At 36.8% G+C, this 11,725-nt stretch carries 16 protein-coding genes; 4 read left to right on the top strand and 12 right to left on the bottom strand.

Translation table 11 applies throughout. From position 1 onward, the window contains the following. Positions 1 to 3: 3 nt before the first annotated feature. Both F0527_RS16920 and recT read right to left on the bottom strand, forming a co-directional pair. A complete protein-coding gene (locus F0527_RS16920) occupies positions 4 to 171 on the bottom strand; it encodes a hypothetical protein (protein ID WP_190323369.1) in 168 nt (55 codons plus the stop codon). A gap of 3 nt (positions 172 to 174) precedes the next feature. Next, positions 175 to 981 carry a recombination protein RecT gene (recT, locus tag F0527_RS03025; protein ID WP_150283767.1) on the bottom strand — a complete coding sequence of 269 codons (807 nt, stop codon included), beginning with the start codon at positions 979 to 981 and terminating at the stop codon, positions 175 to 177. Between the two features lie 69 nt (positions 982 to 1,050). On the opposite strand from recT, the gene F0527_RS03020 reads away from it, so the two are divergent. Then, entirely contained in the window at positions 1,051 to 1,383 is a 333-nt protein-coding gene (locus tag F0527_RS03020) for a hypothetical protein (protein WP_150283766.1), read from the top strand. A 144-nt stretch (positions 1,384 to 1,527) separates the two neighbouring features. Here the strand turns inward: F0527_RS03020 and F0527_RS03015 are convergent, their stop codons facing one another. From F0527_RS03015 to F0527_RS02985, 7 genes are all read right to left on the bottom strand, one after another. Then, positions 1,528 to 2,463 (bottom strand): YqaJ viral recombinase family nuclease, encoded by a 936-nt coding sequence (locus tag F0527_RS03015; protein WP_150283765.1) that lies wholly within the window; start codon positions 2,461 to 2,463, stop codon positions 1,528 to 1,530. 75 nt (positions 2,464 to 2,538) lie between these two features. After that, entirely contained in the window at positions 2,539 to 2,730 is a 192-nt protein-coding gene (locus tag F0527_RS03010; protein WP_150283764.1) for a hypothetical protein, read from the bottom strand. 299 nt (positions 2,731 to 3,029) lie between these two features. Next, a complete protein-coding gene (locus F0527_RS03005; RefSeq protein WP_150283763.1) occupies positions 3,030 to 3,296 on the bottom strand; it encodes a hypothetical protein in 267 nt (88 codons plus the stop codon). Further along, the gene (locus tag F0527_RS03000; RefSeq protein ID WP_150283762.1) at positions 3,293 to 3,817 is read right to left on the bottom strand and encodes a hypothetical protein; all 525 of its coding nucleotides are present in this window, start codon (positions 3,815 to 3,817) and stop codon (positions 3,293 to 3,295) included. The genes F0527_RS03005 and F0527_RS03000 overlap by 4 nt, the downstream gene beginning before the upstream one ends. A gap of 74 nt (positions 3,818 to 3,891) precedes the next feature. After that, entirely contained in the window at positions 3,892 to 4,161 is a 270-nt protein-coding gene (locus F0527_RS02995; RefSeq protein ID WP_150283761.1) for a group-specific protein, read from the bottom strand. Continuing rightward, positions 4,161 to 4,943 carry a phage antirepressor gene (locus tag F0527_RS02990; protein WP_150283760.1) on the bottom strand — a complete coding sequence of 261 codons (783 nt, stop codon included), beginning with the start codon at positions 4,941 to 4,943 and terminating at the stop codon, positions 4,161 to 4,163. Before F0527_RS02990 ends, F0527_RS02995 begins: the two co-directional genes overlap by 1 nt. Before the next feature lie 12 nt (positions 4,944 to 4,955). After that, the gene (locus F0527_RS02985) at positions 4,956 to 5,195 is read right to left on the bottom strand and encodes a helix-turn-helix transcriptional regulator (protein WP_150283759.1); all 240 of its coding nucleotides are present in this window, start codon (positions 5,193 to 5,195) and stop codon (positions 4,956 to 4,958) included. Between the two features lie 244 nt (positions 5,196 to 5,439). Here F0527_RS02985 and F0527_RS02980 point away from each other — a divergent pair, with 244 nt between their 5' ends. The 3 genes from F0527_RS02980 to F0527_RS02970 are packed head-to-tail and all read left to right on the top strand — an operon-like array spanning position 5,440 to position 7,458. Further along, on the top strand, positions 5,440 to 5,862 hold the full coding sequence (locus tag F0527_RS02980; RefSeq protein ID WP_223823513.1) for a helix-turn-helix domain-containing protein: 423 nt from the start codon (positions 5,440 to 5,442) through the stop codon (positions 5,860 to 5,862). A gap of 17 nt (positions 5,863 to 5,879) precedes the next feature. Continuing rightward, a complete protein-coding gene (locus tag F0527_RS02975) occupies positions 5,880 to 6,311 on the top strand; it encodes an ImmA/IrrE family metallo-endopeptidase (protein ID WP_150283758.1) in 432 nt (143 codons plus the stop codon). Positions 6,312 to 6,354: 43 nt separating this feature from the next. Continuing rightward, a complete protein-coding gene (locus F0527_RS02970; RefSeq protein WP_150283757.1) occupies positions 6,355 to 7,458 on the top strand; it encodes a site-specific integrase in 1,104 nt (367 codons plus the stop codon). A 74-nt stretch (positions 7,459 to 7,532) separates the two neighbouring features. On the opposite strand, the gene F0527_RS02965 is transcribed toward F0527_RS02970, so the two are convergent. The 3 genes from F0527_RS02965 to F0527_RS02955 all read right to left on the bottom strand — a co-directional run bounded on the left by F0527_RS02965 (position 7,533) and on the right by F0527_RS02955 (position 11,652). Further along, positions 7,533 to 8,882, bottom strand: a complete 1,350-nt coding sequence (locus F0527_RS02965; RefSeq protein WP_147194443.1) for a TrkH family potassium uptake protein — start codon at positions 8,880 to 8,882, stop codon at positions 7,533 to 7,535. Between the two features lie 163 nt (positions 8,883 to 9,045). Then, a complete protein-coding gene (locus tag F0527_RS02960) occupies positions 9,046 to 9,819 on the bottom strand; it encodes a TerC family protein (RefSeq protein ID WP_150283756.1) in 774 nt (257 codons plus the stop codon). Between the two features lie 258 nt (positions 9,820 to 10,077). Further along, positions 10,078 to 11,652 carry a peptide chain release factor 3 gene (locus F0527_RS02955; RefSeq protein ID WP_150283755.1) on the bottom strand — a complete coding sequence of 525 codons (1,575 nt, stop codon included), beginning with the start codon at positions 11,650 to 11,652 and terminating at the stop codon, positions 10,078 to 10,080. Positions 11,653 to 11,725: the final 73 nt, after the last annotated feature.

The raw sequence follows: 11,725 nt of genomic DNA, 5'->3' as shown, positions 1-11,725 counted from the left end.
TCCTTAAATTCTGTTAGTCTCGCAAATTGCTAATCTCTTGCTAACTTTAATCACTCGATAACCGTCATAGCGTTTCATATAGTCGAGTACTAGCTTTTTGATTTCATCTTTATCGCCCTGGGCCTGCTCAAAAATCCATGCAGGCAGGACGACTTTTGTTTGAATATTCATCGTTTATGCTTCTGTTGCTTCGGCTTCTAAAATCTCATCAGGCGCCTGCACAAAAACATCTTCTTCTGGTGTTACATCTTTAATGCTTCGTCCGACACCTTCGTCATAGGCCACTTGCTCTTGCATTTCTACACTAATCGGAAGATACTTCCACATATGACGGACCACTGTTTTCTTGGCCATTTCTTCATAATCTGTAGACCAAGGAGAGTAATTTGAGTTGGCAGCCTTAGAACGACCTTTACGCTTTTCAATATCCGCCTTACTCATAAACTCAAATTGATGGCCCCCATCTTTGAAATGAGCTACTGCGTAGGCTCCTACAAAAGCCCCTTTATCCGTTGACATTGTCGGCGTATGTTTTAACTTGGGTTCTAGGCCCAGTTCATACTCAAAATCATCATTTTCATAGACTGCATGTGAATAAATAGATTGGATATGACCACTACGTCTAGCGAGATCAATCATTCCTTTGTAACCGATAATGAATTGAACTTCGGTAATTCCTTTTTTACCGTTTTTAAATGGTAACAAGTAGCATTGGCCAAGTAAGCCAGGTTCTAATCCTAGTTGAGCCGCTTGCATAACTGCCCCTAGTAAACTTGATACATCAGCTTCGCGTAGAGCTGGGGTTGTCCTAATTGTTGTCATAGCCAAGCGCGTTAAACGATCAACGCTCATATGCTTTGGTAGAGCCTCCGCCATTGCAGGAGCCATTTGTTTCATGTAATCCTCAATAGTCTTAGGTTTTTTCGCTTGTGTTGGTGCCTGCTGTTTCATTTGTTCTTTTAATTCGTTTGTAGTAGCCATAATTTTTTTCTCCTTTTGTAGGGATTTCCTCTCTCCCTGTCGAATAATGACAGAGAGGAGGTGGTTAATTTGAAAACAGAAACTCACGAAAATAAATACTTAAAGCATTGCTTAAATTGTGAATCAGAAGTCACTTCATTGGATCCAGATCATATCTTTTGTGACCAATGTGGTTATCCTATTCGCAACGAATGTACAAACACAGGTAAGTACAATTCTTCGGGGTTTGAAAATGAGCCATTACATCAAGATGAAGAAGAATACCTATTAGAACCAACAGCTGCATTTTGTCCGAAATGTAGCGCTGAATCACTTTTTAATCAAAGAGGGTTGATTGAAGTGAAACACCCAAAAGTCGAGATTATTAAAAAACCTACTGGAGAAATCCCATTCCCGTTCTAGTAGATTCAACTTTTGAAAGTTCTAGTTTAGATCCACAACGTGTGCAAAAAAGAGCTTCTTCAACGTGCCATTTTTTTGCACACACGTTACATTTCACATGCTTCGTTTCTTCTTTTGACATAAAACCAATTTTTTTGTTCATAATTAGTTAGCCTCCTTAATTTTTAATACGCGGGTATTCGATTCTTTTGCATATTTTTCATAAACCTCTGGCGCTTCTGTTTTTAAACGCTTGCTATCAATTGTTTTTCGTGTTTGCGATTTATACGTCACTTTAAAGCGTTCTGAGTAACCTTCTGATGCGCTTTCTAGTTGCATCTTAAGTTTGTTCTCGTACTCTTTTAATTGGCTTTCTAGGCTCTTCTTTTCTGTTTTAAGAGACTTTATTGCTTCAATTAATGTGTTAGCCTGTTCATCCAAGACAATTGCCGAACCATCGTCATCTGGATAAAGCTTTTGTAAAAGTTCAGCTGCCGATGGACTTCCGTCAATTTCAGGTGGCGTTTCTGTAAGTACGTGATTTTCCCAGAAATTCTTCTCGTGATTAATGAGCAATTCTATAAATTCTTCATCACGCTCAATTTCTTTCCAAACAAATTGATTTCCTCCGATTAATACGGCAATGTAGGCTTTTTCATAGCCAGTGACAGCTAGATAATGTTGCACCTGGCATATATAAGCTGCAGGTACACTATCTCCATCCCAAACATCTTTGTTATACGTAGAGGTTGTTTTACATTCGAGCAATGCTTTTTCACCAACCACAACACGATCTAGGTTTGCTTGTATGAATGGGTAATCTTTATGCTTAAGCATTTTGTTCATTCGGCGCACCTTTTTGCCGGTTCGCACTTCAAACTCTTTGGCCACAACATCTTCAAGAATATTGCCCCAATAAATAAACTCATTGTCGATTTCTTCAACATGCTCCCCTGTTTTTTCAAGATAAAGTTGGAATGGTGATTTCCATTTGTTAAATCCTAAAATGACGGAGCTATCACTGCCGCCAATCCCTTTCTGGCGTTGTTTCAACCAATCATGGCGACTCATATCAACGGTTGAAATGAAATTTTGAACCATGCATTTTCTCTCCTTTCGTGATATAATCACGTAAATATTGTTTGTAATGGAGACCACTCTCGCGAAGTGGTCTTTTTATATTTCTTGCAAAGCCCCAACCTTCTTAAGATGACTTTCGAGACACGTTGTGCAGCAAAATAAATCATCCTCAAACAACACACCTTCAAACCCTTGAAATACAAGATCTCTACATTCGACACAACGCCCAACCGGGGTTGCATACGATTCTTCAAAACCTCGCCCGGTAACCATTGGGTTTTCTAACATATTTTCTCCTCTCCTTTCGTTTTTTTGATGCCATTAACTCGCATCATGAAGCACATGAGTTGATAAACAAATTGGAGGCTTTTTCACCTCTTTATATAGATTTTGTCTCATGTGCTTCATGACAGGAGCTATCCTGTCGTGTTATAATGAATTAACAAAAGATTTATCACGTGTAGCTGGTTAACTCGCACAAGTTAGCCGGCTATTTTTCATTTTCATGTCTGTATGAGAAAATCATTGATGTAAGAACGACAGCAACCGCAACTGCTAAACCTACGATGATTAACATATCTAAGCGATCATACATATCTCGCCACCACCTTTGATTTAATTCCTCGTTGATTCATTGTTTTTGCTACCTTGATTAACCTGTCATGCTCCTTTTTTGTATGTCTCATTCTGCAAAGTTCACATAAAAATGTGTTCATCTCTTCTATACATATCTGAGCTATGGCATAATTCCCACGTTCGATATGTATTGCCAGTTGTTTGTGAAGTGTGTCGAGGCAATCATGTGCCTTCTTTGCCTTTTCTAAATCTCGAGGTCTAAAATTCAATTCATTCATTGCAACCATCCTCTCGCCTTCCATCTTGGTGTCATTACTTTCATACGTTTTTTAATCGAGATGTTGTAATCCTCTTGCAACTGGATTAACCAGTTTTCTAAGGATAATCGAGCATCCAATATTTCATCAAAAGCACTCACCATAAGCTCTCTTTCGTGTTTTTCCATTGCTTGCGGTGGTTTGGTGAAATCCACCTCTTTCAAGGCTTCAAGTGCTTCTTCGAACTGCTTTTTCAACATAGCTAGCAAAGATAATCGATGCCAATCGACTGCTTTTCCGTCCATCATCGGAACAGCGAAGCCATCACTAAACTCATGAAGAATTTCCATTGTGTAACGCGGGTTGTCGTACATAGCGACTGATTCCCGCGCAATGTCCTGCTGCATAACTCTTCTGTCGTTTTTCATATGACTGACCATTTGAGGACTTAGGTTTAAATCAAAAGCTAGTTGATCGTTTGTAAGTTCCTCGTCTTTCTCTAATACTTTGATTGCATTACCTACATTTGCTGATTTTTTCATCACTATCTCCCCCTTATTTGTATTGCTTGAAGTTACATAGATACTAGTAAACTTGTTAAGATGCAGTTAGTTAATTAGTTAGTTGATTGTTTTTTTAGCCATTGAAGTAAAAATTCTGTTGCTTCTTTTGCTGGTATCAACCATTTAGTCCCGACTTTGTATTTTGGGAAATCCGGTAAGAAAAAGAATGTCTCTAAAATAAAACCTCTCGACATACACGTCTTTTCACAAAGTGTTTTCACGTCCCAGAAGACAAATTCGCTTTCAATCTTTCTTACTGCAAGTTGAATTTCTTCTCGAGCAATGTCTAGCACCTGTTGTTCATCAATTTGGACTTGTAGCATTATATAGCACCCTCCTTACTTGCTAATTTATTTAAGAAATAAAGTTGTCCCTTACCTGTTACTTTTGGAGTTTTACTAATAGTAGTAAGTCCATTCGAACGAGGAACTGGCGTTTCTTTTATTTCAAATAATCCGAGATTCATACTTCTCTGCGTTGGCATGTTGTAATCAGTACCGAGGCGTTTAATTAAGTAGCCTTTTTCACGAAGCCATTCGAATAGGCGTTTTTCTCCAAAATTAATGCCGTTTTGTTTAAGGAGTTTTGCTAATTCACGAACTAAAATAGATGTTTGGCTCGTTTCTATTAATTCAGCAAATAATACTTTTGGACGTTGCTGTTGAATAATTTCCTGAGCTTCTTGGTTTGCTAACTCTGCAGCACGACGTTTTTCTTGTTCTTCTTTTAATCCATTGAGTATGCCAATTAAGAAGTCAGGATCTTGCATTGTTTGTTCCAATGTCTCCGGCGTTAGGTATGCGCCATGCTTTCGAATAGTTGGTATTACTTCGTGTGTTATCCAACGTTTAAATTGTTTTGCTTCTGGCTTACGACTTGCTAGGACTAAAGAATATAAACCATATTCACTGACCACATTGGTAAATCCTTGGCGCCCTAAGTTGAACTTAGTCCGTTCATCATCGTCTAATCGGGACAGCACAACGGTTGGATTTGTGAGATCCAGCACTTTGCAAATGTCTATCGCGACAAACCATGGTTCTCCATTTTGTTGGATAACTCTTACATTTTGATTTTCAAAATTAAACATTTGTAGTTCATTCATTCGATTCACTCCTTAAATAGCTTGTTTATTTTTGATACGTTTTGTATCAATATCTATAAAAAAAATATCCGGAAATAAGTCTTTCATTGATTCGTTAAATAATTTTTCGTATTTAACCATTAATGTTACAGAAGGATTTCTATCTCCACTTTCAATTTTTCTAACGTGGATTTCCGAGATACCAAGTTTTTCTGCCAACTCCGCTTGGGTTAATGTTGAGCCCTTTCGAAGTTCAATTAACTTTGTACGCAATTTTATCACCTCTTTTTTGATACGTTTTGTATCTGTAATTAGAATATATCAGGCACATTTCGTATCGTCAACTGTTTTTGATACATTTTGTATCTTTTTATATTTTCGATACTTTTTGTATCTGTAAGAATATATAATGGGTATATAAAAAGTGTATACATTTTGTATACATAAAGTGTACAAAGTTTATAAGAAATTTATAAATTCTTTTACACTTTTCTATATAAATTTGAGGTGGATAATAGTGCTATCTGAAAACTTAAAGAAATTTAGAGGCAAACGAACGCAAGAGGAAATAGCTAAGAAGTTAGGAATTTCAAGAGCAAGATATTCTCACTATGAGAACGGGCTTAGAGAACCGGATACCAATTTGCTTGAAACGATGGCAGATTTATTTGGAGTGACGATTGATGATTTACTAGGAAGAAAAAACAATACAGCAACAACAAATACTAGACAAACACCTAACAAGGAAGAAAAAGATATCGCAAAACGACTGGAAGCTTTTAAAAATGAAATTGAAAATTCAGATGGCCTTGCATTTGATGGCGAACCAATCTCTGATGAAGCAAAAGAATCGTTAATCGAATCAATGGAACATATTTTCCGCCAAACACAAAGGATAAATAAGAAATACATACCTAATAAATTTAAAGACAACGATTAGGATTGTGGGGCGAGTTTATGTTAAAAAGCATTGTAATGGATTTAAAGAAAAAATACAAAACTGAAAATCCTTATGAGATAGCTGCTTGTAAAAAAATCAATGTGATTGGATGGAATCTTCATGATGATATTAGAGGATTTTATAAATACGATCGTCGTAATAAATACATTGTAATTAATGATAACCTATCTCAAGAAGCACAAAGAGTGGTTTGTGCGCATGAATTAGGCCATGCAATTTTGCATGCTAGGCATAATACACCATTAATGCGAAAAAACACGTTCCTATCAATTTCTAAAATTGAAATTGAAGCGAATACATTTGCTGCAGAACTATTAATTTCTGATGAATCAATAAGAGAATGTGAAAATTTATCTATTAAACAAATAGCCGCTTTACATAACGTGCCAGTGGAGCTTGTTGAACTAAAATGTAAACGGTTATTTTAATACTCATAAAAAGAACATACGTTTCAAAATAGGTGGTGTTAACATGGCATATTTCAGAAAGCGAAGTAATTCATGGGAGTATCGAATAAAATATACGGAAAGTGGGAAACAAAAAACACTCTCTAAGAGTGGATTTAAAACCAAAATGGAAGCGAAGAAGGCTGCTACACTTATAGAAGAAAAATTATTCAAAGGTGGTATATCTGCTGTAAAGAGAGGCGATATCCTTTTCGAAGATTGGTTAGAAAAATATATTGAAATTAAAAATGTACATCGAAGAGAATCAAGCAATGTATCAGCACGTAATGGTCAAGAAAAACTGTTACAGCAGTATAAAGGATATAAACTAAATCAAATTAAAAGAACGGACTATCAAATTTTTATAAACGATTTGCTTTTTGTTAAAGGCTATTCTAAGAATACTGTCTCTCGCATTCATGGAGAAATGATGGGAATTTTAAATAGTGCTGTAGAAAATGATGAATTGGATAGAAACATTTTAAGTGGTGTAGAAATTAAAAAAGAAGAGAAAGAAAAAGTGGTATACCTACGAAAAGAAGAAGTAAAACAATTACTAGAAGCTATTCAGGAAGAAAAGATTTTTAAAAGAGTGATGGTTTCTATATTATTGCGTACCGGCTTACGAAGTGGGGAGTTATTAGGATTAACATGGTCGCATCTCGATTTGGATAAAGGTTTCTTAACAGTAGATCAGCAACGTTTACGAAATGGTTTGGGACCACCAAAAACAAAAAATGCTTATCGCACAATAGCAATTGATGAAACCTTGAGAAATGAACTGCGAGAGTATAAATGCTGGCAAGAAGAAAATCAGAAAGCTAACCCTCACTACATTGAAAGTGAATATGTAATGGTAGATGAGAGCGGTAAACCTTTTTATCATACAAAGCCTCAGGACCTCATGATTAACTTACTAAGAAAAGCAAAATTGAATGAACGAAAGTCCGCCCATCTATTACGACACACACATGCTGTTATGCTCCTTGAAGCTGGGGTTGATATAAAAACAGTAAGTGAGCGACTTGGACATTCTGATATTCAAATGACAGGTAATACTTATTTGCATATCTCTGAAAATCATGAGAGAAAATCTGTAGATTTATTCGATTCCTATCTAAAAAAATAACAAAAGGGGTCAAAAAGGGGTCAAAACCAATGACTACACCTTCTGAACCCTTTTGTATCAAGGCTTTTTATTGTTTATCCAATAATAACTCTTTCTTTCGGATAATGATATTTCGTCTGTTTCGCTTTTCCGCCAAGAGAGTAAAGGAATGAAATCATTCCTACCCTGCCTATAAACATTAAAAAAATCATAACAACTTTACCAATGCTAGAAAGGTGCTCTGTTAACCCTAATGACATACCACATGTACCGAACGCTGATGTGATTTCAAAGAGAATTTCAATCAACGATGCATGCGATTCTGTTAATGATAAGATCATTGTTGCTAATACTACTAGGCATGTAGACAAAATAATCACTACATAGGATCGAAACACATCCAGGACATGGATTTCACGATGGAAAATTTGAATATCCTGCTTATTTCTAGCAAAGTTTATTAAAAATAAAATAGCAATCGCTAAAGTGGTTGTACGAATACCTCCCCCAACAGAACTTGGAGACGCACCAATAAACATTAATAGGCTTAAAAAGATATCTGTCGCTTGATGGAACTGCGTTACATCAATAGTCGTTAATCCTGCCGAACGTGCAGAGACTGAATGGAACATAGCTGTAAAGAATGCTTGATGCCAGCTCATCCCTTTAAATGCATTAAATGCTTCAAGTAACAGGATAACTGCTGTCCCCACTATGAATAAAATAGCGTAGGTAGACGTGGTGATTTTTGTAAAAAGTGAAAATTTAAAGTTTGGCGTCTTATTTGACAAAAAGGCCTTCACTTCAATTAATACAGGAAAACCAATAGCACCAAGCGCAATCATAATCATATTGATAACTTGAACAAAATAATCATGTCGGAACAGATACATAGAATTGCCTGTAATATCAAATCCTCCATTGGTAGTGGCTGATATAGCTGCAAAGAAACCATTATAGAGCGCTTCTAAAAATGTATCAAAATACTGAGTGAAATATAGTGTTAAAATGGCAGTGCCTATTAATTCAATCATTAGAAGAAGCTTGATAATTTCTTTAATCAAATGGACAACACCTGATAGATTATATTGATTATGATCCACCATGATTAATTGCCTTTCACGCAGCCCAATCTTCTTTCCAAAAATAAGCCAAGTAAAGGTACCTAATGACATAATACCAATTGCGCCGAGCTGCATAATAACCGACAACATAATAACCCCAAAAACAGAGTATGTTTCAGAAATATTATTTACAGTCAGCCCAGTAACGCTAACAGCACTCACAGCAGTAAATAAACTGTCTAGCAAAGATACATGGACATTTTCCTTATGCACACCAGGTAAAATTAATAAGATGAATGAAATAGCGATCGCTATAAAATAGTAAGTCACGATTGCTTGGAACGGCGTTAACCGCTTTTTAAAACCTTTTGCTGAAGCCATTATTTCGGTCCTTTCATTGTTAACCAAGATACATACACACTATTGTATTGAATAATGAGCGAAAAAGGAAGGGTATTAGGGAAAAGATTTACCCTTTGCTATCTTTCCCTTTTTAAGCAAAAAAAATCCCATTCCCTACTACAGGGAATAGGATTTCCTATCTTTATTTTTCTGGTTCATTTAAGGATTTTGTTTTATGGTTTACACTCAAAATATAACCACCCGCAAGGATAAGAAGAAGAACAACCCAAAATATCACTTTCCAAGCAATTGAATGTGGGAAATCCTCGTCTAAAAAGCCAACCTGTGGATGTGCAAGAGTCATCACGCCTAGTTTTACACCAACCCAGCCTACAATCATAAATGCTGCTGTTTCAAATGAAGGATATTTCTGCAATAACGAAACAAACCATTGTGCAGCGAATCTCATAATAATCAAACCGATAATCCCGCCTAAGAACATGACCGCAAATTGTCCTGCATTAATGCCTCCGATAGAAAAATCCCCCATGTGAGGCAAGGTAACGGCAAGTGCTACAGCTGCCAACATTGAATCTATCGCAAACGCTAAATCTGCCATTTCTACTTTCACTACTGTTGCCCAAAATCCTGAAGCCTTCTTTTGTTTAACAGAATCTGAAGAACCTGTTTGATGCTTTTTCATATCATACAGATGCTTTCCTGAAACAAATAGAAGATAGATTGCACCTATTGCTTGTATCCACCACCACTTTACTAAAAAAGTGATTAAAAAAAGTGCTGCAAAGCGCAATACAAACGCACCAATCAAACCATAAAAGAGCGCCTTTTTTTGCTGAAGTGGCGGTAGATGTTTCACCATTACAGCCATGACCACCGCATTATCTGCCGCAAGCAGACCTTCTAATACTATTAATATTAATAGTACCCATCCGTACTCTAGTAAAATTGTTTCCATAAAAGTTATTTCCTCCCTTAAATTTGAAAATAAAAAGACCTCTGCCTATAAAAGGCAAAGGTCTCGCTTAGCATTCGTCATTTTTGGATGCTTCTCATAACCGATGGCGTTGCTGCCATGTAATGACGATTATGAGGTAGGTTTCCCTATAGCTACTCCCCTTTGACATGTGTCAAAAGAAGTTATACAGTTTGTTAACTCAGTATAGCAAAAAGTACTCAAAATGTAAATGCATTTTTGTAGATGAAAACATTTGAATTACAATAAGCTATATAAGCGAATATCCGGATTTTTATCGTTAAACCAACGCATAGCAAATTCATTTTCGAATAAGAATACGTAGTTGTTAAAACGGTCATGCACTAGCATGCTGCGGGGGCCGGACATGGATTCTTTGACATCTTCTTCGTTTTCAATCCAACGGGCAATTTTACTGCCAATTGGCTCCATATGAACATCTACATTGTATTCATTTTTCATACGATTTTCGAAAACTTCAAATTGAAGCTGCCCAACAGCACCCAAGATCACATCTTCTGTGTGTAGGGTTTTATAGTATTGGATGGCTCCTTCTTGCACCAACTGCTCAATCCCTTTATGGAAGTGCTTAGACTTCATAACGTTTTTAGCTGTTACACGAACAAACAGTTCAGGTGTAAACTGTGGAAGCTTTTCGAATTGGAATGTTTTCTTGCCGCCGACAATCGTATCACCGATTTGATATGTTCCGGTATCATACAGACCAATAATATCGCCTGCTACCGCTACATCAACAGTCTCGCGGTCATCAGCCAAAAATTGAGTAGACTGTGTTACTTTAAAGGATTTTTTCGTACGAGATAAAGTGATGTTCATGCCGCGTTCAAACATACCTGATACAATCCGTACAAACGCAATACGGTCTCTATGCGCTGGGTTCATGTTTGCTTGAATTTTAAAGATAAAGCCTGAGAATTCTTGATCCAACGGCTCTACAATTGTTTCCTCTTCTGTCAAACGAGGCTGAGGCGTTGGTGCAAATTCTAAATATGTTTCTAAAAATGTTTGGATACCAAAATTTGTTAGGGCAGAACCAAAGAATACAGGTGTTAATTCCCCTCTTTTGATACGCTCTTTTGAGAAGCTATTTCCCGCTTCATTCAACAACATAATATCATCCATTGCTTGCGTATAGTAGGATGTTTTTTTCATCTCATGGTCAACAGCAAGCTCACCGTTTTCATCTAGCGGTAAAAAGCGTTCATCTTCTTCTGTACGGAATTGTTCAATTCGGCTATTGTAACGGTCATAAATGCCAAGGAATTCTTTCCCCATACCGATTGGCCAGTTCATCGCATACGATTCAATGCCCAATACTTCTTCTAGTTCTTCCATTAATTCTAACGGCTCTTTACCTTGACGGTCTAATTTATTGATGAATGTAAAAATCGGAATACCTCGCATACGGCAAACCTTAAATAACTTCAACGTTTGGGCTTCTATCCCTTTCGCTGCATCAATAATCATCACAGCACTGTCAACAGCCATTAACGTACGGTACGTATCTTCTGAGAAGTCTTGGTGTCCAGGTGTATCCAAAATGTTTACACGGCAATCATTATAGTCAAATTGCATAACAGAGGAAGTAACAGAAATCCCCCGTTGTTTTTCAATCTCCATCCAGTCAGATGTCGCAAATTTGCCAGATTTCTTCGCTTTGACAGTACCCGCATCACGAATAGCACCACCAAAGTATAATAATTTTTCGGTCATCGTTGTTTTACCAGCATCCGGGTGAGAGATAATGGCGAACGTACGACGGGCTAATATATCTTGTTCAAGCTTAGCACTCATATTGTAATCTCCTTTATTTCTTTAAATAGTGATTTTTATCTGGGATCTATAGTTAGTCTACATCGGATTCATC

The organism is Rummeliibacillus sp. TYF-LIM-RU47, from assembly GCF_008638315.1.
Lineage (GTDB): Bacteria > Bacillota > Bacilli > Bacillales_A > Planococcaceae > Rummeliibacillus > Rummeliibacillus stabekisii.
The sequence above is the reverse complement of the archived record's forward strand: the minus strand, read 5'-3'. Positions and strand labels throughout refer to the sequence as shown.